Origin of the sequence: Pedobacter sp. Leaf194 (assembly GCF_001423945.1) — a bacterium.
In the GTDB taxonomy this organism is placed as follows: domain Bacteria; phylum Bacteroidota; class Bacteroidia; order Sphingobacteriales; family Sphingobacteriaceae; genus Pedobacter.
Window position 1 is genome coordinate 1401097 of sequence record NZ_LMPU01000001.1, and the last position, 23354, is coordinate 1424450.

At 38.8% G+C, this 23354-nt stretch carries 23 protein-coding genes; 6 read left to right on the top strand and 17 right to left on the bottom strand.

The features are described 5' to 3' along the window. Positions 1-125 precede the first annotated feature (125 nt). Genes pheS through ASG14_RS06170 form a run of 3 tightly spaced genes read left to right on the top strand, consistent with a single transcriptional unit; the run spans position 126 to position 2159 of the window. Entirely contained in the window at positions 126-1166 is a 1041-nt protein-coding gene (pheS, locus tag ASG14_RS06160; RefSeq protein WP_056870106.1) for a phenylalanine--tRNA ligase subunit alpha, read from the top strand. Next, entirely contained in the window at positions 1166-1582 is a 417-nt protein-coding gene (locus tag ASG14_RS06165; RefSeq protein ID WP_056870107.1) for a hypothetical protein, read from the top strand. Before pheS ends, ASG14_RS06165 begins: the two co-directional genes overlap by 1 nt. Position 1583: 1 nt before the next feature. Continuing rightward, entirely contained in the window at positions 1584-2159 is a 576-nt protein-coding gene (locus tag ASG14_RS06170) for a TetR/AcrR family transcriptional regulator (protein WP_056870108.1), read from the top strand. 70 nt (positions 2160-2229) lie between these two features. Here ASG14_RS06170 and ASG14_RS06175 read toward each other — a convergent pair whose 3' ends face one another. The 3 genes from ASG14_RS06175 to carA form a co-directional block, all read right to left on the bottom strand. After that, the gene (locus tag ASG14_RS06175; RefSeq protein WP_235528529.1) at positions 2230-3435 is read right to left on the bottom strand and encodes an ABC transporter permease; all 1206 of its coding nucleotides are present in this window, start codon (positions 3433-3435) and stop codon (positions 2230-2232) included. A gap of 15 nt (positions 3436-3450) precedes the next feature. Further along, positions 3451-4215 carry an ABC transporter ATP-binding protein gene (locus ASG14_RS06180; protein ID WP_056870109.1) on the bottom strand — a complete coding sequence of 255 codons (765 nt, stop codon included), beginning with the start codon at positions 4213-4215 and terminating at the stop codon, positions 3451-3453. Between the two features lie 192 nt (positions 4216-4407). Next, complete coding sequence (gene carA, locus ASG14_RS06185; protein WP_056870110.1) at positions 4408-5520, bottom strand: glutamine-hydrolyzing carbamoyl-phosphate synthase small subunit; 1113 nt, start codon at positions 5518-5520, stop codon at positions 4408-4410. A gap of 258 nt (positions 5521-5778) precedes the next feature. Between carA and panB the strand changes: the two genes are divergently transcribed. Next, the gene (gene panB, locus ASG14_RS06190; RefSeq protein ID WP_056870111.1) at positions 5779-6594 is read left to right on the top strand and encodes a 3-methyl-2-oxobutanoate hydroxymethyltransferase; all 816 of its coding nucleotides are present in this window, start codon (positions 5779-5781) and stop codon (positions 6592-6594) included. A gap of 52 nt (positions 6595-6646) precedes the next feature. Continuing rightward, entirely contained in the window at positions 6647-7333 is a 687-nt protein-coding gene (locus ASG14_RS06195; protein ID WP_056870112.1) for an RluA family pseudouridine synthase, read from the top strand. Between the two features lie 6 nt (positions 7334-7339). Here ASG14_RS06195 and ASG14_RS06200 read toward each other — a convergent pair whose 3' ends face one another. From ASG14_RS06200 to ASG14_RS06260, 13 genes are all read right to left on the bottom strand, one after another. Next, positions 7340-7816 (bottom strand): hypothetical protein, encoded by a 477-nt coding sequence (locus ASG14_RS06200; protein WP_056870113.1) that lies wholly within the window; start codon positions 7814-7816, stop codon positions 7340-7342. Between the two features lie 128 nt (positions 7817-7944). After that, positions 7945-9261 (bottom strand): HAMP domain-containing sensor histidine kinase, encoded by a 1317-nt coding sequence (locus ASG14_RS06205; protein WP_056870114.1) that lies wholly within the window; start codon positions 9259-9261, stop codon positions 7945-7947. A gap of 11 nt (positions 9262-9272) precedes the next feature. Next, the gene (locus tag ASG14_RS06210) at positions 9273-9950 is read right to left on the bottom strand and encodes a response regulator transcription factor (RefSeq protein WP_056870115.1); all 678 of its coding nucleotides are present in this window, start codon (positions 9948-9950) and stop codon (positions 9273-9275) included. Positions 9951-10076: 126 nt separating this feature from the next. Then, on the bottom strand, positions 10077-11273 hold the full coding sequence (locus ASG14_RS06215; RefSeq protein ID WP_056870116.1) for an aspartate aminotransferase family protein: 1197 nt from the start codon (positions 11271-11273) through the stop codon (positions 10077-10079). 249 nt (positions 11274-11522) lie between these two features. After that, positions 11523-11957 carry a hypothetical protein gene (locus ASG14_RS06220; protein WP_056870117.1) on the bottom strand — a complete coding sequence of 145 codons (435 nt, stop codon included), beginning with the start codon at positions 11955-11957 and terminating at the stop codon, positions 11523-11525. A gap of 12 nt (positions 11958-11969) precedes the next feature. Continuing rightward, entirely contained in the window at positions 11970-12626 is a 657-nt protein-coding gene (locus ASG14_RS06225; RefSeq protein WP_056870118.1) for a hypothetical protein, read from the bottom strand. A 33-nt stretch (positions 12627-12659) separates the two neighbouring features. Next, on the bottom strand, positions 12660-13220 hold the full coding sequence (locus tag ASG14_RS06230) for an RNA polymerase sigma factor (RefSeq protein WP_056870119.1): 561 nt from the start codon (positions 13218-13220) through the stop codon (positions 12660-12662). A 98-nt stretch (positions 13221-13318) separates the two neighbouring features. After that, positions 13319-14275: a transketolase family protein gene (locus ASG14_RS06235; protein WP_056094733.1), complete on the bottom strand. Its 957-nt coding sequence runs from the start codon at positions 14273-14275 to the stop codon at positions 13319-13321. A gap of 132 nt (positions 14276-14407) precedes the next feature. Continuing rightward, positions 14408-15253, bottom strand: a complete 846-nt coding sequence (locus tag ASG14_RS06240) for a transketolase (protein ID WP_056870120.1) — start codon at positions 15251-15253, stop codon at positions 14408-14410. 55 nt (positions 15254-15308) lie between these two features. Continuing rightward, a complete protein-coding gene (bcp, locus tag ASG14_RS06245) occupies positions 15309-15773 on the bottom strand; it encodes a thioredoxin-dependent thiol peroxidase (protein WP_056870266.1) in 465 nt (154 codons plus the stop codon). A gap of 178 nt (positions 15774-15951) precedes the next feature. Then, complete coding sequence (locus ASG14_RS06250) at positions 15952-17685, bottom strand: M23 family metallopeptidase (RefSeq protein ID WP_056870267.1); 1734 nt, start codon at positions 17683-17685, stop codon at positions 15952-15954. A 4-nt stretch (positions 17686-17689) separates the two neighbouring features. Further along, positions 17690-18301, bottom strand: coding sequence for a fumarylacetoacetate hydrolase family protein (locus ASG14_RS06255; RefSeq protein ID WP_056870121.1), 612 nt, complete (start codon positions 18299-18301; stop codon positions 17690-17692). Between the two features lie 72 nt (positions 18302-18373). Then, entirely contained in the window at positions 18374-18832 is a 459-nt protein-coding gene (locus ASG14_RS06260) for a T9SS type A sorting domain-containing protein (RefSeq protein ID WP_235528530.1), read from the bottom strand. A gap of 250 nt (positions 18833-19082) precedes the next feature. Between ASG14_RS06260 and ASG14_RS06265 the strand changes: the two genes are divergently transcribed. Continuing rightward, complete coding sequence (locus tag ASG14_RS06265; RefSeq protein ID WP_056870122.1) at positions 19083-21041, top strand: KUP/HAK/KT family potassium transporter; 1959 nt, start codon at positions 19083-19085, stop codon at positions 21039-21041. A gap of 233 nt (positions 21042-21274) precedes the next feature. Here ASG14_RS06265 and ASG14_RS06270 read toward each other — a convergent pair whose 3' ends face one another. Further along, the gene (locus tag ASG14_RS06270; RefSeq protein WP_056870123.1) at positions 21275-23227 is read right to left on the bottom strand and encodes an amino acid permease; all 1953 of its coding nucleotides are present in this window, start codon (positions 23225-23227) and stop codon (positions 21275-21277) included. Positions 23228-23354 lie beyond the last annotated feature (127 nt).

The window sequence follows — 23354 nt, forward strand, 5'->3', positions numbered from 1 at the left end:
AAGCCGCATTAATTTGCGGCTTTTTTTGTTTTCGGGTTCATTTTCTTTTATAATGGTATTGTAAACAGATTTTCTGAACCGGCACACATTTAAAATATAAGATAATTTGACGTATATTTGAAGCCATGTTACAGGATAAAATAACACAATACACTGAAGAAATTAATGCTTTCGTAACAGAAAAAGCAGATGAATTAGAACAGTTCCGTATCAAGTATTTAGGAAGCAAGGGCGTAATTAAAGAAATTTTTGACGACTTCAAATCTGTTTCTGTTGAGGAAAAGAAATCGTTAGGAAAAGTACTTAACGAGTTTAAACAGCTTGCAGAATCGAAATACTTAACTTTAAAAGAAGCAACTGAAGCCACACAAGTTCAGGGCGCTACACATACCCAGGATTTAACATTGCCTGGCGAAGGTTTTGAAATCGGTTCACGCCATCCTTTGGCATTGGTACGCCGGGAAATTGTAGAGATTTTTGCAAAACTTGGCTTTACAGTAGCCGAAGGCCCTGAAATTGAAGATGACTGGCATAACTTTTCTGCTTTAAATTTCCCTGAAGAGCACCCTGCAAGAGACATGCAAGATACTTTCTTTATTAAAAAAGGTGGTGAAAAGGGGGACATCGCTTTGCGTACACACACATCCTCCGTTCAGGTGCGTATGATGGAGCAGGGACAGCCGCCTTTTAGGGCAATTATGCCGGGCCGCGTGTACCGTAATGAAGCGATTTCCGCGAGGGCGCATTGCTTTTTCCACCAGATAGAAGGTTTATACGTTGATGAAAATGTTTCCTTCGCGGATTTGAAACAAACCTTATTTTATTTTGTACAGGAGCTTTATGGCGAAGGTACCAAGGTTCGTTTCCGCCCTTCATATTTCCCGTTCACAGAGCCATCGGCCGAAATGGATATTTCCTGTACCATTTGTAACGGAGCCGGCTGCCAGTTGTGTAAGCATAGCGGATGGGTAGAGATTTTAGGCTGCGGAATGGTCGATCCAAATGTTTTAGAAAACTGCGGTATAGATTCAAAAAAATATAGTGGTTTTGCATTCGGAATGGGTATCGAACGCATCGCGAATTTAAAATATGTGATTAAAGATTTGCGATTGTTTTCAGAAAATGATGTCCGTTTCCTTAAGCAATATAAATCTGCTTTAATTTAATGATGAAGCCTGTATATAGCCTTTTATTTGTTCTCGTGCTTTTAACAGGTTGCGGAAAAGACACAGGATATATTCCAGAGGTTGGGGTAAATTTCAGTTTGCCACTAACTGATCCGCGTTTAAGCAGATTAAGCAGTCCTGGTGGGGCAGTTTTAATAAGTGGCTATGGTGTTGCTGGTTTAGTGCTTTACCGCAGAACGGACAATGGTTACGTTGCATTCGATCGTTGCAGTACGGTGAATCCCGAACAAAAATGCGCCGTAACTTTAGATGACCCAACGTTAACGGTAACCGATCAATGCTCTGGCGCTAAGTTTCTACTTGAGGATGGTAGTCCGGTAAAAGCGCCGGCCGTTCGAGGATTAAAACAATACACAGTGGCCATTTCCGGTCTTAATTTACATGTAACTAACTAAAATGGAAGCCGAAAAGATTAAGGAAACTGTAAAAAAAGCAGCGAAAGAACTGTTTAGAAAATATGGTTACCACAAAACGAGTGTAAACGAAATTGCTAAAAAAGCACGCATCGCGAAAGCAACAATTTATAAATATTTTGAAAGTAAAGAGCAGGTTCTGGATAGTATCCTTATGGATTATCTGGATCAGAACCTACACGAAATATTGCAGAACAAGGTAAGTTATGCTTCGGAAGAGGAGCATTTAAAGGCACTGGTTATGAAAACCAGCCGACTTTCTTTTACGGCTTGTAACGAATTTATAGGTTGGGATTTTGTTCGCGAAAATGCCAACTCTCAGGAATTTTTAAAACACCTGTCCGATCAGTTAGAAGCATTATTACTGGCAGCATATTTACAACTCGATAATTTCAAAAATAACCCGGCCAGGAGAGAAGGTTTAGCCTTTTTACTCAAGGCAAGCAAAAGTATTGTTTTCTCTTTTGCATTTACATCCGTTAGTGATTCTGACGTGCGTAAGAACTTCGTAAGTTTCCAGAAGGAAATACTGCCTTTCTTGGTGAAGGCAGCGCTTTAATAGATTACAATAACAAAAAAGGGGATAATGCTTGTTGCGTTATCCCCTTTTTTTTAATACAAGTACCTTGCTATTCCCACCTAAATACTTTTACGGCAACTGCGTAAATTGCTATTCCCCAAATTACTAAAATCATTATCTGGAATTTAACATCCCACAAGTTTAAGCCTTCAAAGGCCACTTTCCGCATTGCATCATTTAAATAGGTTAGTGGTAGTGCTCTACTTATTGGTTGTAGCCAGCCTGGAAAAGCATCTATTGAAAAAAAAGTTCCTGATAATAGAAACTGAGGCAATGTTACAATATTGGATATTGGCGGAACCATGCTTTCGTTCTTTGCGATGCCTGATATTATGAAACCAAAGCCCATAAATACAATTATACCTAGCGTTGCTAAAATAAGCATGTTCACAACGGTGAGTACGCCATGAACCAGGGTAAAACCGAAAAATATGTGACCTAACGTTATTATAAACAATGCGCCGAGTAATGCAAAGCCTATTCTGGCTACACCTTCGCCAATAACGATGCTCGAACGCTTCACGGGCGTAGCAAAAAACCGCTTAATTACCAGCGTTTGGCGCAGGCTTAAAAACACAAATGCAGTTCCGAAAACGCCTGTACTTAGCAGCGAAAACCCTAATTGACCGGGCAAAATAAAATCGATGGTTTTGTATTCCCGGCCATGAACCGTGCTTTCTTTAATTTCAGCTACTGATGGCTTTAATGTTTTGTTGTAAAAAAGATTGTTTAAAACAGATTTCAGAATGTTCCCTTTATCCATCGATGCGGATGTGTAAACAACATTAACAGAGTAGGCAACAGAGTTTAGTCTTTTGTGTATGTCGATCATCGCATCAACATTTCCTTTTTCCAACAGCTTGTCAAAATCGGCTTTCGATTTATTTTTTACCAGCCTTATCATTCCTGTCTTCTCCAGCATGGCCGTTACAGGATTGTTTACATCCGAGCCAGGGGCAATGCCAACATCGATGTGTGTACCTTTACCACCAAGAAAGCCAAAAACTACAATAAATATTATTGGAAAAGCCAATGTAAAAACCACTGCCGATGGACTGCGCATAATAGAGCGGAAACTCGCCTTCGCCAATGCTAATGTTGCTGTTGTATTGCTGTATTTTTGCATGTAAGTTTTGTAATAGTTGTACTGTTTTATTTTGTTAAACCCGATTGAAGCGGCAGCTCCCGATTTTTCATCGGGACTATAGCAAAAAGCGGGAGTGGCGCTAATTGAAATGCTGACGGTGCTTTTCAAAGAAATTTAAAATCACTATTCTCTCCACTCTTTGCCTGTTAAATTGATAAAAACATCTTCCAGATTGGCCTTTTTTACTTCTTTTTTCCGTTCAAAACCTGAAGCAACAAGTTTATCTATTAAATTATCGGGTGTATCCAGGGCGATAAGTTTCCCGCGTTCTACAAAAGCAACCCTGTCGCAAAGTTGCTCGGCTTCATCCATGTAGTGTGTGGTGATTACGACGGTTGTGCCCTGGTTTCGTATCTCGGTAATCAAATCCCAAAGGTTGCGCCTGGCCTGCGGGTCTAAGCCGGTGGTTGGTTCGTCGAGAAAGATAACTTTTGGCTGGTTAATTAACGTTGTTGCAATGGAGAAACGTTGTTTTTGGCCTCCAGAGAGTGCTTTGTATTTTGCCTTCGCCTTATCCTGAAGATTTACCTTTTCCAACATATCCATTGGCTTAATGCTGGCACCGTAAAGGCCCGCAAAAAGTTCGATTAGTTCGATTAAGTTTAGGTTTGGGTAATAGCCGGCTGCCTGGAGTTGTACACCGATAATTTGCTTAATTTCATGCGCCTGCTTATCAACCGAAAACCCATCAACAATGATTTCGCCTGAGGTTTTGTCGCGTAAAGTTTCTATTATCTCGAGTGTGGTTGTTTTGCCTGCGCCGTTTGGGCCGAGCAGACCAAAAATTTCATTCTCAAAAACATCAAAAGTTAAATCCTGTACAGCTACAAAATCGTCGTATTTTTTTACCAGGTTTTTAACACTGATGATGGCTTTGTTTTTTTCCATACTGCGAATTTAAGAACCTTTAAAATTAATTTATTTACAAACTTTTAAAATGTCGGTAAAATGATGTTTTCAGCAGGTGAACGCTGCCTAAAATAAAAATGCGAACCTTTGTCGGTTCGCATTTTTATTAATATTTGTTACTGGTTCAGGTAATTGCACAGTCTTTGAAAACCAGCCAGTCCCGATTCAATTTTACCAAACCAATTCGCCCTTCATTACATCAACAAAATCATCGAAAAGGTAACGGGAATCATGCGGACCAGGTGAAGATTCCGGGTGATACTGAACTGAAAATGCTTTTTTTCCTTTAACACGGATACCTTCGATAGATTTATCGTTCAGGTTTACATGTGTAATTTCCACTTTGTCAGAGTTTCTAACCTCATCAGGAATTACACCAAAGCCGTGGTTTTGAGAAGTTACCTCGCAGTGGTTTTTAATGATGTTTTTAACCGGGTGATTTAAACCGCGGTGGCCATTAAACATTTTCATTGTGCCAATATCGTTGGCTTCTGCCAATAACTGATGACCTAAACAAATACCAAACAACGGTTTGTCTTCGGCGAGTATTTCTTTAATTGTTTCTACTGCATATGGCATTACCGATGGGTCGCCAGGGCCATTTGAAATGAAATAGCCATCAGGACTGAATTTTTCCATTTCAGCAAATTTTGTTTTAGCCGGAAAAACCTGCACATATATATCGCGGTTTTCGAAACTGCGTAGAATGTTTTTCTTGATACCTAAATCTAAAGCCGCAACTTTTAAGCTCGCTTCAGGATTGCCATAAAAATACGGTTCTGTTGTACTTACTTTCGACGAAAGCTCCAAACCTTCCATTGAAGGCACTTTGGCAAGCTTCTTTTTCAATTCGTCTAAATCAGTAATCTCAGAAGAAATTATCGCATTCATTGCGCCCTTATCTCTGATATGACGAACTAAAGCCCGTGTATCGATGTCTGAAATGGCTACAAGGTTATCATTTTGAAAGTAATCCTGAATAGACTCTGTAGCTTGCTTGCGACTGTAAACGATGTTGTAGTTTTTGCAAACCAAACCAGCAATTTTAATCGAATCAGATTCAATTTCTTCTTTTTGAATACCATAGTTTCCGATGTGCGAATTTGTGGTAACCATAATCTGCCCGAAGTAGCTCGGATCAGTAAAAATTTCCTGGTAACCTGTCATCCCTGTATTAAAACAAATTTCGCCGGTTGTAGTGCCAATTTTTCCGGCGGCTTTGCCGTAAAAAACTGTGCCATCGGCAAGTAATAGAATCGCAGGTAACTTGGTGTAGTTAGTCATGGTAATTACAATATGGATTATGATTTAAAAAAGACTTAAAAAACGGGAGGCTTTCGGCATAAGAGCCGTGTTTGCTAGGGGCAAAAAAAGATGAATAAATCCCTTCCATTTCGGGGTACAAAGATAGCGTTTTCGACGATAAAAGTTTAAAGTTTTCATCAGTTTTTTGTAACAACACTAACAATTAAATTTTAACACAAGTTAAACTGCATAATTTAAATTATAACTTTATACTTTTGGCTCAACAAAATAAAGTCCATGTCGGTACATAAGGAAATAAAACGCATTACCACGCACATTTTGCAAGAGATGAAACAGCGGGGAGAAAAAATATCAATGTTAACTGCCTACGATTATTCTATGGCAACCATTTTGGATGATGCCGGACTGGATGTTTTACTTGTTGGAGATTCTGCTTCAAACGTTATGGCAGGCCATGAAACCACTTTGCCCATAACCTTAGATCAGATGATTTATCATGCGGCATCGGTAATAAGAGCGGTAAAGCGTGCTTTCGTTGTAGTCGATTTACCTTTCGGTTCTTACCAGGGAAATTCTAAAGAAGCCTTAAATTCGGCAATCAGAATTATGAAAGAATCTGGTGCGCACGGGGTGAAACTGGAGGGAGGTGAAGAAATTATCGAATCTGTTCAGCGAATCATCACTGCGGGTATTCCTGTAATGGGGCATTTAGGTTTAACGCCTCAATCCATTTACAAATTTGGAACCTATACCGTACGTGCAAAGGAAGAAGAAGAGGCCAATAAGTTAAAAACAGATGTGCTTGCCCTGCAAGCCGCAGGCTGTTTTGCCATAGTACTCGAAAAAATACCAGCTGCGCTTGGTAAAGAGGTTTCGCAAAGTTTAAATATTCCAACAATCGGTATCGGCGCTGGGGGAGATTGCGACGGGCAGGTTCTGGTTGTGAACGATATGATTGGTTTAACCAAGGGATTTAAGCCCCGCTTTTTAAGGCAGTATATTAATTTATATGATGAAATATTAGGTGCGGCACAATCTTATATCCGCGATGTTAAAGCAAATGACTTCCCTAACGAAAAAGAACAATATTAAGTTTAGTTTTTTGTTTTAAACACTAACAAGCAGATAAAGCCATTAGCCAATAATGCCAATTAACGATACAGACATACTTTTTGAGGATAACCACCTAATCGCCATTAATAAAAGGGCTGGCGATATTGTACAGGTTGATGAAACGGGTGATGAGCCCCTGGATGAGCAGGTAAAAAAATACATCGCTAAAAAATACAGTAAGCCGAACGGTGCCTTTTTGGGCGTAGTACACCGGCTTGACAGGCCTGTTAGTGGCGTAATCCTTTTCGCAAAAACCAGCAAGGCATTAGAACGCATGAACGCCGTTTTTAAAAACCGCGAGGTTAAGAAAACTTATTGGGCCGTTGTAAAAAATAAACCCGCAAACGAATCGGGAACGCTGGTTCACTGGCTGGTTAAAAATCCTCAGAAGAATGTAGTAACTTATTACAATACAGAAGTACAGGGTTCGCAACGGGCCGAACTTTCTTACCGGCTATTGGCCCAGGTTGGCGATTATTTTTTGATAGAAGTTGATCCACTTACCGGCCGCTCACATCAAATCAGAGTTCAGCTATCATCAATGGGCTGCCCAATAGTGGGCGATAACAAATATGGCTATCCAAGAGGCAGTAGAAAAGGCAGCATCTGCCTCCATGCAAGGCGGTTGCGGTTTTTGCACCCCGTTAAAAAAGAACCGGTAAATATTTTTGCAAAACTCCCTGTTGATGGATTTTGGGAGCGGTTTGAAAATTTGTAAGCCTGCTTATTTGCAATCAGTTTTTTCGAAAATTATAGATTTACCAAACGTTAATTTCTTTATATTTTTGAACTTAACATTTCCGTTAGCTTCATAAACATCGCCGTAACCTTCCAAAATCTTATCGCCCTGTCTAAGCCAAACTACCTGCCTGTTAGAAAATACGCCTTCTGACTCGAATTTGTAATCAACAATTATCGTATCGCCTTTCATAAAACCGTAGAACTGCCCATCGTTTCTATCTTTGCCGGCAAGTATATAGTTTAATTTGCCTAATACTTTGTTTGATCCGGTACCGTAAATTACCAGCGATGCAGTTCCGCCGTCTTTATCTTTATAAGTGAAACACTCATCTGGCGCTTTGTAATCACCTTGTTGTTCACTCATTATTGTAGAATCTACCGTTGTATATTTTTTATCATCGCTTTGGCAAGATGCCATTATTGAGGTGATTATCGCAATTGCTGCTACAAATTTCTTCATTCGCTTTAGGGTGATTTATAATTAGAAGGTTCTGCAAGATAAAAAAAAATGTGCAAACGGATTAAAAAACGAACGTTGCTGATGAGCCTTTTTAGAACCTGCGCTCTAAAAATTTAACGTTTGCAGATTTATACCGTTTCGGGGAAAATCAAATTGATGCTTGTTCCCTGATTTTCGATTGAGTTAATTTCCACGTCTATTTTGTGGAACTTCGCAATACTCTGTACAATTGCCAAACCTAAGCCAAAGCCATTTTCTTCCGTGTTGCCTCTCTTAAATCGGTCGAAGGCATTCTGGAGTAAATCATCACTCATGCCTTTGCCACTGTCTGCTATTGTTAAATTATAGCGGGCATTTTTGCTTTCGCCATGAACATTGATTTCGCCGCCATCATTATTGTATTTGATGGCATTGTTTAAAATATTAACGAGCAAGGTGTGCATAAGTGCCTTATTGCCATTAAAACTGAATTCGCCTTTCAAATCTATGTTGTACTTTAAATTTTTATCAATGATTCTGTCTTCCAAATCATCATAAATATCGTTTAGCTCTTCCCTGATGTTTATTTTTTCAGTTTTTAAATATTGATTGTTTTCAACTTTTGAAATTAGAAGCAAACTGTTGATGATAACCTTTAACCGATTTAGTGTTTTTAACGATGCGAAAATTTTATTTTCGTGTTCTACCGGAATGTTGGGCGTACTTAACATGTTTTCGAACCTGGTACTTAGAATAGAAATCGGTGTTAAAAGCTCATGAGAAACATTAGCTATAAACTGTTTTTCTAAAGCGAAAAGTGTATTTATCTTCCGCATCAGCGAGTTTATACTGTTATCTAAAATTTTAAAATCATCAGTATTTGTTCTAATGTTCTGATAATTAAAATGAGTTGGGTCGTCAACCTTGTTAATCTTTTTATCAATTATTAGATAAAACGGTTTAAGCAGAAAATTTGTAAAAGCAAAATCGGTTAGAAGTGTAACCAGTAGCGAGGCGCAAAGCACAACCAGCATATAAAACCTTATCGAGTTTTTTATAGACTGCATTGCGGTCATACTTTCTCCCAGCTCCAGTTTATACCAGTTTGTATGATAAAGAAACTTGTAATTTAAAATTCGATAAAATTCAACATCGCCTTCAATCTCCCGCTTTTCGGTAATTATTTTTGCTTCTGAATCTGTCTGGTTATCGGGGATATCTGTAAGTATTATAAATTCTTCCTTTAAAATGTTATAATCAGTAAAACTCTGTTCGTTACTAAGCAGGCTATCAATTTCTGCGTCGTTAAGGTTTTTAATAATTTTCCCTTTTTTCTTTATTAAACGATTGTCGAGCTGATTGTAAGCAATCTTATCCAATGAAAACAATATTATGGCGCCCAACACCAAAATAATGGCTATTTTAGTGATGGCATTGTATAAGGAAAACTTGATTTGTAGTTTCATTAACTTACCAGCTAACAGTTTATCCGGTAACCGATACTTCTAACGGTTTCAAACCACTCGGTTTGATTAACGGCTGATAATTTTTTACGCAGATTTTTAACGTGAACATCAACGAAATTTGAATCGGAATTTACTTCAAGTATGTCGCCCCAAACATGCTCGGTTAAACTCATTCTCGAAACTACCCGGTTTTTGTTTAACACGAGGTAATTAAAAATCTCGAACTCCTTTTTAGTCAGATTAAGGCGCTCATCAGAAAATGAAACGGTTCTGTTTTGAATATTGAGTAGAAATCCATGAATGTCGACTTCGTTTTTCTCGAGTTTATGCTTTCTGCGAATAATTGCGTGCATCCTGGCCAACAATTCGTTTAATGAAAATGGCTTCGGCAAGTAATCATCAGCACCTTCGTCCAAACCTTTTATTCTATCATCTACCGCACTTCTGGCTGTTAAAATAATAACCGCGTCATCTCGATCTTTAATTGCTTTAAGCTGTTTCAGAATTTCAAACCCATCACCATCTGGCAAACCCAAATCCAACAGAATAAAATCGTAACTGTTAACGAAAATTTTCTCTTCTGCCGACGATTTTTTCCAGGCGTGCTCTATAATAAACCCTTCATTACTTAAAAACTCATCCATTTCGAGCGCCAGGCTCTTTTCATCTTCAACTATTAGAACGTTCATTTTTGCATCAAATATTTGGTGTTAAGTATCATGTACGGGTGTTTAGTGTCAGGGGTTTGGCATCACGAGCAGGATATTAAAAGTCTTTCCGGTTATTACATAACTTTGGCACTTAACACCGATTTATCATTGTCTTTCCAGAACTAAGTTAATATTTTTAAGGATGATTTGGCAAGCTTCTTCGATTTCTGCTTGTGTTATAATTAATGGGGGAGCTATCCGCATAGAATTACTGCAGTGTAAAAACCAATCAGAAAGTAGCCCATCTAAAATACAGGCATCTATAATTTTTTTGTTGATTTCGAAGTTTTCAAATTCTACCGCCAGCATTAAGCCTTTGCCTCTAATTTCTTTAATTTCCGGATGAATAAGCAATTTTTTAAAAAGCTGGCCTTTCTCTTCAACTTCATCAACAATTTTATCGTCGACCAAAGTTCTCAAAGTTGCCAAACCGGCTGCACAACATACCGGGTGACCGCCAAAGGTTGTCATATGGCCCAAAATGGGCGTATGAGAGAGTACCGACATAATTTCGAGCGAGCTGATAAATGCTCCAATCGGCATTCCGCCACCAATCCCCTTAGCCAAAAGCAAAACATCTGGTACAACGTTATAGTGTTCAAATGCAAACATTTTACCGCTCCGCCCGAAACCTGATTGAATTTCATCAAAAATTAACAGCGTTTTGGTTTCATTGCATTTATCTCTCAGCGCCTGCATGTAAGCTAAATCTGCAACCCGGATGCCGGCCTCGCCCTGAATAGGTTCGATAAAAACAGCAGCAATGTCTGTGGTAATTTTGTCTAAATCGGAGCAATTATTATGCTCGATAAAGCTAACGTTTGGTAAAAAAGGACCATAGCCTGAAGAATAAAATTCGCTTTCCATTAAGCTTTCCGCCCCGTGGGTGCTGCCGTGGTAAGCATTTTTACAAGCTATAAAGCCTTTTCTGCCCGTGTAACGCTTAGCTAATTTCATGGCGCCTTCAACAGCTTCAGTTCCCGAATTTAAAAAATAAGTACAGCTTAAGCTTTCGGGTAATATATCGGCCAACGCTTTTGCGAAATTAACCTGCGGGCTCTGAATGTACTCTCCGTACACCATTAAATGCATATAGGTTTCTGCCTGCTGCTGTATTGCTTTAACCACTGCCGGATGGCAATGTCCAACATTGCTTACCCCAATGCCTGCAATTAAATCCAGGTGTTTTTTGCCTTGTGCATCATAAATATAAACACCGCTGGCTTTTACAAATTCGAGCATTAATGGCTCTGGAGAGGTTTGTGCATTGTGTTGTAGAAACAACTGGCGTTGTGTTAACATGATGCAAAAATACGGAAAATGAAATGGAATTCTGTTTTGCGGTTGATTAGTTTTTCTTTATTAATTTTGAATACGAACTCCGGTAAATTCTACCAACGGGAATGATAAAATTGTTTTCCAACACCAAGTGTTTATCGTTGAAATATCCTGAATTAAAAAAGCAGGAAGAGATTAATGAGTATAATTCAATAAAGCACTTTAGGCACTAGAAAAAAAAAGTCTTACAGATTTACCTGCAAGAACTTTTATCTATTGTTTATCCTTAAAACGGTTCAGCAATTCTCGCTTAAACGCTTCCTGAGCCCGATAGTATTTACCTATAATTTTGATTGGCAATACTGCTTTAAATTTATTGTAATATTTCTTCTCAATGTTTAAATCGCGTTGTCTGAAATCGAATTCGCTGGTAATTAAGCTTTGAATTTGCGCATCAGTTAAATTATCAATTTCTGTAACTTTTCTAAACGAAATCATTTTTTGAAAACGTTCTTTACGAAGCCCGTTTTGTTCAGCCTGCATATCGTTATAAATAGGCCAGAAAACTTTTGCTTCGTCTGGCGACAGGTCTAGTTTCTTAGTGAAAAAAGCAATCTTCAACGATTCTATTTCCTCGCCCCGGGGCCTTTGTGCCCAAAGCATTGATGGTAAAAGAAACAATAGAGCGGCGAAAAATAAATTTCTCATTTTTAGTAATTTTTATAATTCCTGAGCCAAATCCGTCGACGAATAATTATTCAGGATGTAGTTTTCCACTTCTGTATCTGAGGCAGAAGTTGTATTTGTATTTGATATATTTTGTGCCTCTAAATGATCTATGATTGTAGTTTCATCGATATCGTAAAGCATTTGTTCACTAGCTAAGTCCGCAGACTGCATTTGCGGAATATTAACATTAGCTTCCGTTTGGTTGTTTTGATAAAAATAAACGCCAAATGAAGAAATCACTACAAAACAAGCTGCGCTTGCATATTTAACAAAGCTTCGTCGCCATAATGGAATAATTTTCGCTTCTTTGTTAATGACCTGCTCTGCTTCAATTTTAGCGGTAATTCTGCTTTGTAAAGTTTCGAAGTAATTTTCCGGCACTGCAAATTTATTATCCGCTTTAAGCGAATGCTCAATAGCAATGCGGGTTTCAATCATTTCCGTCAGCTCCTCAAAATAATTTTCCGGAACAAGGAATGCATTTTCAGTAGTATTTCGTTTCAAGCCATCTAAATAAATGTAGCTGGAAACAGCCTCCTCACAATTGTCGAAATAGCCTTCAGGAATGGAGAAGGGATTGCGCCTCGCCATTGCGGCAAGGGTAGGCGCATCTTTAATCCAATCGTTATTTTCTAAATTTTCATTCATCACAGATATATGATACAATTAAAGTGAAAAGGTTTAATAGTCTATTTCATCATTTGTGATAAAAGCTTCGATTTTTTTAGCAGCGATGTGAAATGATGCTTTTAAGGCACCCACCGACGTTCCGAGGACTTCAGAGATTTCCTCATACTTCATATCGTCAAAATATTTCATATTGAAAATAATTCGCTGTTTTTCGGGTAGTGTAAGAATTGCTTTTTGAAGTTTCAATTCCAGCTTATCACCATTAAAGTAGGAGGAAGCGACCAAATTCTCAGCAAGTTCAGCTGAAACCTCGTCCATAGGTGTATTATTTCGCTGCTTTTGCTTATTTAAAAAGGTAATGGATTCATTTGTTGCAATTCGGTAAATCCAGGTGTAAAGCTGGGAATCTGACCGGAATTTATCGAGGTTTTTCCAAACTTTAACAAAAACCTCCTGTATCAAATCATCGCAATCATCATGATTTAGAACCAAACGCCGAATGTGCCAATATATTTTTTGCTGGTACTTTTTTAATAACAAATTAAAAGCTTCATTGCGAGTGCGCTCAACGGCAAACATTGCGAGAATTTCTGAATCTTCAACTTGTTTCATTAAAAACGATTAGGAATTAAATAATAAAGACACAAAGTACACAAAGGTTTGGATATTTCCTTGTGTTCTTTATGTCTTTAACGTAGGCTGTTGATATGTTATTTCTTTCTGCCGATTACTTTCTGAGCGGCTTCCACAATGTTTACTGCATCTAAACCATATTTAGACATCAGTTGGTCAGGCGTTCCGCTTTCTCCAAAAGTATCATTTGTAGCAACAAACTCCTGTGGCGTAGGTAGTTCAGTAGTTAGTAAACGGGCAACGCTTTCGCCTAACCCTCCAAATTTGTTATGCTCTTCGCAGGTAACTACACAACCTGTTTTTTTAACTGATTTTAAGATCGCTTCATCATCCAAAGGCTTAATGGTATGAATGTTGATTATTTCTGCATCGATACCAAGCTCTGCCAACTTTTCGCCAGCTTCGATTGCCTTCCAAACCATGTGGCCGGTTGCGATAATGGTTACATCTGTACCTTCGTTAACCATCCAGGCTTTCCCGATTTCGAACTTTTGGTCAGGATCGGTAAATACCGGGATTACCGGGCGACCGAATCTTAAATAAACCGGGCCTTCGTATTCCGCAATTGCGAGGGTTGCTGCCTTTGTTTGGTTGTAATCGCAAGGATTAATAACCACCATGCCCGGCAACATTTTCATTAAACCAATATCTTCCAAAATCTGGTGCGTTGCACCGTCTTCGCCTAAAGTTAAACCAGCATGCGATGCACAAATTTTAACATTCTTATTTGAGTATGCTACCGACTGGCGAATCTGATCATAAACGCGACCTGTAGAGAAGTTGGCAAAAGTTCCTGTAAATGGAATTTTCCCGCCAATCGTCATACCTGCGGCAATACCAATCATATTTGCTTCAGCAATACCCACTTGTGTAAAACGCTCGGGAAAATCTTTGATAAAAGCATCCATTTTTAATGAACCAACTAAATCGGCACACAAAGCAACAACATTTTCATTTTTTTTACCAGCTTCGTGTAAACCGGCACCAAAACCTGAACGGGTATCTTTTTTCTCTGTATATGTGTATTTTTTCACGGTTTTATATTTTTGAATTGTCTGCGTTGAAAGTTTGCTTCGCAGTTTTTAATAAACACAACCCCTAAAGGAGCTTTATTCGTTAGTGTAAAATTTAAATTTTAATCCCCATTTAACGGAGATTGGGAGAAATTAATAATCCCCTAAAGTTTCTGGTAACTGCGCTAATGCAGCCGCTAATTGCTCATCATTAGGCGCCGTTCCGTGCCATTTATGAGAACCCATCATATAATCTACACCAGCACCCATTTGCGTACTCATCAGGTTTAAAATTGGCTTGCCTTTTCCTGTTAAGGTTTTCGCATAATGTAAGCCTTCAACTATCGCCTGCATATCGTTGCCATCTGTATTGATTACATGCCATCCAAAAGCCTCGAACTTAGCCTGTAAGCTATCTAACGAAAGTACCTTTTTAGTAGGCCCGTCAATCTGCTGTCCGTTATAATCCACGCTACAAATTAAGGTATCTAATTCATGAAAAGGCGCAAACATTGCAGCCTCCCAGTTTTGACCCTCTTGCAACTCACCATCACCATGCAAAGTGAAAACGTAAGATTTATCACCATTTAAACGTTTCGTTAATGCTGCACCAATAGCTACAGACATGCCCTGGCCCAACGAGCCTGAAGCTACACGAATGCCTGGTAAGCCTTCGTGCGTAGTTGGGTGGCCCTGCAATCTTGAATCTAACTTGCGGAAAGTTGCCAATTCACTTTTATTGAAAAAGCCTGCATGTGCCAATGTACTGTACCAAACAGGTGAAATGTGGCCGTTAGACAGGAAGAACAAATCTTCGCCAACGCCATCCATTTTAAAATCTGTATTGTAGTTTAGAACTTCGAAATATAGCGCTGTAAAAAAATCGGCGCAGCCTAATGAACCACCTGGGTGGCCAGACTGGCATCCGTGAACCATTCTTACAATATCTCGTCTTATCTGCGAAGCAATATCTTCTAATTCTTTTATCGTATGTTTCATTAAAATAAGAGTTGTGTTACATAGCAAAGGTAATATTTTACCTGCTATATCATAATTAGTTATTGATTAAATCGAGTACCTGTTGAGTTGAGTTTTTTGTATCAACCTTTTTAATAATGTGCGAAATTTTTCCCTCGCCATCTATAATGAAAGTTGTTCGAACTGTACCCATATATTTCTTTCCATACATGTTTTTCTCCGCCCAAACACCGTAATCGTTCACAATTTTTTGGTCGGTATCTGCAAGTAAAGTAAAGGGCAGGTTGTGTTTCGTAACAAATTTTTGGTGCGACTTTTCATCATCAACACTAACGCCCAAAACAACAATTCCTTTTGCTTGCAAACCTTGATAGTTGTCTCTGAAATCGCATGCTTCGGCAGTGCAACCGGGTGTGTCATCTTTTGGGTAAAAATACAAAACAACAGTTTGTCCTTTATAATCCGTTAAAGAAACTTCTGCTCCATTCTGGTCTTTCGAGGTAATTGCAGGAGCAACATCACCTTCTTTTAACTCTGCCATATTTGTTTTATTGATTTCTGAATAGGTAATTGGTTCAATTTGCAATGTAAACAGTTTAAGTCATTATTGTGTTCATCGTTATTTAAAATATGACAGTTTTAAGTTTATCATATCTAATCATAAAATGATGGTTTTAAAGAATATTCCCAGCGCACAAATTTCTAGAATCTTCCTTTTTTTACCGGTAGAAGCTTACTGAATACTTTCTTGTATTGTCTTTCATATCAACAACAACAAGCTCGAGCAGATGCTTGCCCGGGGTGGTGCGCTCGTCGAACGTATGCCATAGGGTTGCCGTTTTAGTATCGAACTCCATTAGCGCCCATTGTCCATCTATGTAGCCGTTAAAACTTTTGATACCCGAAAGATTATCACTTAATCTTAAAATTATTTTCGACAATCCTGCCATATTTTTCCCATCAGAAATGTTAACCGGAACAATTCTTGGCGCAATTGTATCAACAGCAATGTAGAAATTTCCAAAATTTCTCGGTGTCGCCTTAACGTAACCATTCTCAAAGTTTCCGCCTTGCGATGAGCCATTTGAATTTGCAATGAGCGCCTTGTTTCTCAAGCCTTCGGGGAGGTTGTCAGCTTTAATCCATAAGTCGAAACCAATATGCAGCGGTGTATAACGGTTATGGATTTGATGTAGGCTTGAATAAGCATTTGCCTGCGGTTTGGGCAACTTTTTGTACGTAAAATTCAAATCACTGTATAAGGTTCCTTTCGGAAAAACTACTTTGATATCGTCAGTATTAAATTCGTTTGTTTTGTTATAAGGATAAATGATACCGGGTTGAACAACCGGCGAAATCGCTGGTGCCGAACCTGCGTGCACAGAAAAGGATAGTGTCGATGGATTTCCCTTCGAATCAGTTATGATGTAGCGAAGTTGATGAATTTCAGCATCATTAAAATTTATCCGTCCGCTGTTTACCAGGTTACTGTAAATGCTTAGTGGATTACCCGGCTCTACGAAGCTTTTTTGTATACTTCTCTTCGTATTAAGATAAGTGGGATAATCGATATGGGAGTTAATGGCCTTGCTATCTTCGAAAGCAAAGCGCTCCAGTGCCGAAGTATAAATCATTTTGCCATCAAGTTCTAATTGGATGGAATAAACGCCATTGGTGCCCGATAAACCGTTGTGCCTGTCGGTTGTTACCACTCCGAAGCCAACTTCGCCGGTGAGGCTTATTGGCGCAGTTGCTTTGTAGGTACCGTTCGAACCACTAATTGCAATTGCCTGTTTAGGTGTAGCTTCATTAAAAACCTTCCCATTTAGGCGGTAAGCGTACAAACTATAAATAACCGGCGGAATGTTATCAGGAATATCAATGCCAAAAAACTGCGGGTTTATGGTTTCTTCGGTTTTTGTATCTCTTATTTCGAAATGCAAATGCGGGCCACCCGAGCTGCCTCTGTTGCCCGACCAGGCAATTACCTCGCCTTTACGAACAGGAATTAAAGTCTCATTAGGGAACTCGTCAATCTCGAATGATTTTTTTTCATACTCCAGGTTTTTTACAATCGTTGCAATTTTTGGCGCAAATCTTTGTAAATGCCCGTACACAGAGGTAAAACCATTTGGATGGTTAATGTAGAGCGCCTGACCAAAACCACTGTTTTGAACCCTAAGTCGTGAAATATACCCATCCGCAACTGCATAAACAGGATAGCCTTCACGCTGATTGGTTCTGAAATCGATGCCGGAGTGGAAATGATTCCCTCTAATTTCGCCGAAAGAACCGGCAAGTGCCGGCGGTGCAATGTCCAGCGGTTGCCTGAAATAAGTTAGCGGATATTTGTTGGAACTAAATATTTGTTGAGCATAAGTTGAAGTCGCATAAAGCAAAAAACAAAAAATGGAAGCGTAGTATTTAAAAGTAGAAATCGGTTTTTTTTGCATCCGGTTATTTAACATCGAAGTTTAACATTTGCCTGCCCTCAAGCCAAGCTTCCAATTTATCACCTCTGTTAACTTTTCCAACACCAGCCGGTGTTCCGGTGAAAATCAGGTCGCCTTTTTTTAGTGTAATGTATTTGGAAACAAAGCTGATTATCTTTTCGAACGAGAACAACAGGTCTTTAGTATGCCCGTTTTGTTTGCGCCCGCCATTAACTTTTAGCTCGAAACTTAAATTATACATATCTTCGAAATCTGTTTTCGGTAAGAAGATGCTAACGGGAGCGGAGTTATCAAAAGCTTTCGCCAGTTCCCAGGGCAGACCTTTTTCTTTGTGTTTTGCCTGAATATCGCGGGCAGTGAAATCAATGCCCAAACCAATTTCATCGTAATAATTTGCGGCAAATTTTTCGGCAATGTGTTTACCTTCCTTGCAAATTTTTAGAACAACTTCCAGTTCGTAATGAACATCTTCAGAGAAATCGGGATGATAGAATGGCTTATTGTCTTTTAATAAAGCGGTATCTGGTTTTAAAAATATTACAGGCGTGGTTGGAACAGGATTGTTTAATTCTTTTGCGTGTTCGGCGTAATTTCGGCCAATGGCGATTATCTTCATTTGCTTTGGATATGAAATTTAATGGTGAGTTGAAATCTTCAAATCGACTCAAAAATAGAAAAGAAAATGGTGTTATAAAACAGATATGCGTTTAACCTGACTTTCTGATCCGGCTACTACCCTTAAAAAGTAGATGCCTGCATTTAGGCGGGATGGGATGACAAAACTTTTGGTTTGCTCACCAGAATTTAATCGTTCGTTGGCTAGCGTAACAACTTCATTGCCCAATAAATCAATTATTTTGATGGTTGTTTGTGTTCCATCTCTTCCAATTGATAAGATGATGTTCAATTGGTCTTCAACCGGATTTGGATAGATTTTTACAATAGTTAACAACTTATCCTTAGAAACTAAGGCCGTACTTTTGCTTGTTGCCGAGTAACTATTAAACATACTCCCGCCGGCAACCGACATATACAAAGGTTTATAAGGCTGGATATTGGCTTTTATCTCGGGAATTTTACTTGCTTTTTTGGTCCTCGTTTTGAGGCTAATCCGGATGCTATCGGTTTGTTGAGCCCAAGAATTCATCCCGCAAAACATTAGCATGCACAGAATGCAGGCAATTGTTGAGAGAAGCGTTATCTTTGGGTAGAGTTTCATCAAATTGTATAGCAAATGTATTAATTTAAAACAAAGAAATTAAACATTTTGTTTAAAAGCCATTATTTAACACAATTTAACAATAAATTTTAAATTTCATGGTGTGTAAAATACACAATAAATTGGTTGTTAAATTGTTATAGTTAGTTTACTTTTGCCGCACTAAAAATATAAAGAAGTGTCAAATCATAAAAATGTAAATGCGCTAACTGCCGGCGGAGTTCTGATTAGTTTGGGAATTGTTTTCGGCGACATCGGTACTTCACCACTATATACACTAAACGCGATTTTTACCACGATACTTGGAGGGAAGCAAGATATAAATCCAACAAATGTATTGGGTGTGCTTTCCTGTATCATTTGGACACTAACTTTACAAACCACAATAAAGTATGTTATAATTACCCTAAGGGCAGATAACAAAGGTGAAGGGGGCATATTTTCACTTTTTTCGTTGGTAAGGAAAAAAGCTAAATGGCTGGTTGTACCCGCAGTTGTTGGTGGTTGTGCGTTGCTTGCCGATGGAATTATAACGCCGAGTATTACCGTAACCTCGGCGATTGAAGGCTTAACAAACAAATTTGATGTACCTGTAATACCAATTGTACTCACCATTTTAACAATCCTCTTCATCATCCAACAGTTTGGTACCAACCTGGTAGGTAAGCTCTTTGGGCCGGTAATGTTTGTGTGGTTTGCCGTTTTGGGCGTGTTGGGTATTTCTTTTATTGTAAAGGATTTTAGTATCCTTAAGGCATTTAATCCTTATTATGCAATACATTTATTAGTTACCAATCAACTTGCTTTCTTAATTCTTGGTGGCGTTTTTCTTTGTACTACAGGGGCGGAAGCATTGTACTCCGATTTAGGTCATTGCGGTAGAAATAACATTCGCATCAGCTGGATTTTTGTGAAACTGACCCTGATTTTAAATTACCTTGGCCAAGGTGTTTGGATTCTTCAAAATAGCGGAACTTATATTCCGGGTGCCAAAATGAACCCTTTTTTCCAAATTGTGCCGGGCCATTTTCAGGTACCAATGGTTATTCTGGCAACGATGGCAGCTGTTATTGCCAGTCAGGCTTTAATAAGCGGGTCGTTTACGCTTATTGCCGAAGCCGTTCGCTTAAACCTTTGGCCAAAAATCAGAATTGTTTATCCTTCAGTTTCTAAAGGGCAATTGTATGTGCCGTCTATAAACTGGATGCTTTGGATTGGATGCTGTGGAATTGTTCTGCTTTTTCAGAAGGCAGAAAGGATGGATGCGGCTTATGGTTTATCGATAACGATTGCCATGCTCATGACAACCATTCTGGTGAGTTTCTATTTGCGGAGTAAGCGTTTTCCTAAATATTTAATTGCGACTTTCTTTTTTACGTATGTGATTATTGAAGGCACTTTCCTGATTAGTAATTTAACCAAATTTTTGCACGGCGGTTGGGTTACAGTAATGATTGGTTCGTTATTGTTTACGATAATGTGGAGTTGGTTCGTAGCCAGAAAAATTAAGAATCGTTTTGTTAAATATGTCGAAATTGAAGATTACTATCAGATTTTAACCGAATTGAGTAGTGATGAATCGGTTCCAAAATATTCTTCACAGCTGGTTTATTTAACAAGTGCGAATTTCAAAACTGAAATAGAATCCAAAATTATTTATTCGATTATACAAAAAGAACCTAAGCGTGCTGATGTTTACTGGTTGGTACACGTAGATGTTATGGATGAGCCCTATACGCTCGATTATAAGGTAGAATTCCTGATTCCGGGTAAATTGATCCGTATTGATTTTAGATTAGGTTTCCGTATCGAACAACGTGTAAATTTGCTTTACCGTAAAGTTGTAGAAGAACTGGTTAAGAATGGCGAAATCGATATCACGAGTCAATACACCTCATTAAACAAACATAAAATTGCGGGTGATTTTCGCTTTGTGCTCCTGGAAAAACACTTATCTAAGTTTACGAAACTAAGTTTCTATGAGCGCCAGATTATGGATTATTATTTCATCCTGAAGAAGCTAAGTTTATCCGAAGAAAGAAGTTTTGGCTTGGATAGCAGTTACGTAGATGTAGAAAAAGTGCCTCTAATTTTTGTAACTCCGGATGATATTGAATTACACAGATTGCCGGTTTAAATGAGGAGCGTTTTTTTAATTCTTGCGATTTGCTTTTTTCTTATCGGCCCTGCGGCAAAGGTTTTGCATTGGCCGAATGAAGACAAATATATTATTGCCTCATTTGCTGGTCTGGTGCTGATAACAGTTATGGCCTTTGTAAAGAAGAAAGTTAGATAAGGTCTTGTAAAACAAAAAATCCCTCACGCTTAAAAAGCATTAGGGATTTTTTTTTGTGATTATCTAACAAAATATTAACTGATGGCTTCCTGGCCCAGTTTACTATGTTTAAAGCCATAAGCAAAGTAGACCACTAACCCAATTACAAGCCAGATGCTAAAACCTATCCAGTTTGAAATTCCAAGTTCGCACATCATGTAAAGGCAACTAATTAAGCCTAAAACAGGGATGAGAGATAGATTTTTAGTAATGCTGAAGTATGCGATAAACACGCAAATGATGAGAAAAATCCACATCGGTATTTTGTGTTTGAACAAGCTCCAGCCACTTTCATACTTCTTTTCTACCGGAATATTTGAAGCGGAAATAAACTGCTCATATTTATCGGCAGGTAAATTACTCAAATATGATTCTGCATCAACTTTCTCTGTAAGGATAATTTGCGGCGCCACGTTTTTCACAATCTCCTCTTTGATAATTTTTAGCTCATCTCCATTTAATGAAGTAACAAAAGTTACCGTTTCAATTGTTTTTGGAGTGTTTAATATAAATGCTTTGGTTTCTTTATTATACTTTATAAACGCGAAAGCGTTAGCCGCGATAAAAGCTAACGGAACTATGAATTTACTGTTTACATAAGGTATTTTGAACTTTCCGCGTTGTACATCAGGCCTGTTTTGAAGTACTAAAACTCCGGCGCAAACCAGCACGAAGGCAAATAGAGTACCTATAGAACAAAGGTCGGTTACGATGGTTAAGTTCATAAACAGTGATGGTACGGCGACAACAAAACCCACAACAATAGTTGCGAAAGATGGCGTTTTGTATTTTGGATGAATCTTTGAAAATGATTTCGGAAGTAAACCATCGCGACTCATGCTCATCCAAATGCGGGGCTGCCCCATTTGAAACACCAATAAAACACTTGCCATTGCAAACACGGCACTAACTGCAATAATTCCGCTCATCAATTTTAAGTCTATCTGGTCGAAAACGAATGCCAGCGGGTCGCCAACTGCGAGCGTATCTGATTTTACAATGCCAGTTAAAACCAGGGCAATTGCAACATACAAAACTGTGCAAATAATAATTGCCCACATCATCCCTCGGGGTAAATCACGTTGTGGGTTTTTGCATTCCTCGGCGGTTGTAGAAATTGCATCGAAACCGATGTACGCAAAAAACACAGCAGAAACGCCTTTCAATATTCCAGAAACGCCATTAGGCGCAAATGGATTCCAGTTTTTCGTATCGATGTAAAAGATGCCCACTGATAAAACCAACAGAATAACCGCAAGCTTTACAACAACCATTGCGTTACTTGCATTTCTGCTTTCTTTCATGCCCCGGTAAACTAAAGCGGTTATAAAAATGATTATTCCCAATGCGGGCAAATCGGCAACTAAGTGAAAATTACCAATTTTTGGAGCGGTTAACCAGGCGTTATTTGCAACCGCAGTGGCAGCGTCTAGTCCGCCAATATTTTTACCTGCTGCCAGAAGCGCTTCGGCGTGCTTATGGCCATTAAATGCAGTTAGGTAATCCATTGTTGCCCAAGCGGGGATATTAATTCCGTCTATGCCTAATGCCGGTATTCGGATGGAGGAGAGTAGCCCCGTGAAATAATCAGACCATGAAATTGCGACCGTAATATTTCCGATTGCATATTCCATAATCAGCGACCAGCCAATAATCCAGGCCACCAATTCGCCAAAAGCAACGTACGAATAGGTATATGCACTGCCAGAAACCGGCACCATTGAAGCAAACTCTGCATAGGCAAAAGCAGCAAAGCTACAGGCAACTGCCGTGAAAATAAACAGAAAAATTACCGCCGGACCACCATCTGCACTGGCTTTACCAATGGTACTAAAAATACCCGCACCAATAATAGCGGCAATGCCGAAAGCAGTTAAATCGCGAACGCCAAGTGTTTTATGCAACGAACTTTCATGGTCGCCATAACCTTTTGCTGCATCTTGTAATATCTTGGAAATTGATTTCTTCCTGAATAGCTTCTCGAACATCTGTTTTGGTTTGTTGTATTCCTCAAACTTAAAAAAATATCAGTTAAAAACGTTTAAAGCAGGATATAAATTTCTTTTTAGAGCTTCTCAAAGCGTTCCTTAGGAGCAGATTTTTATTGTTGCAATG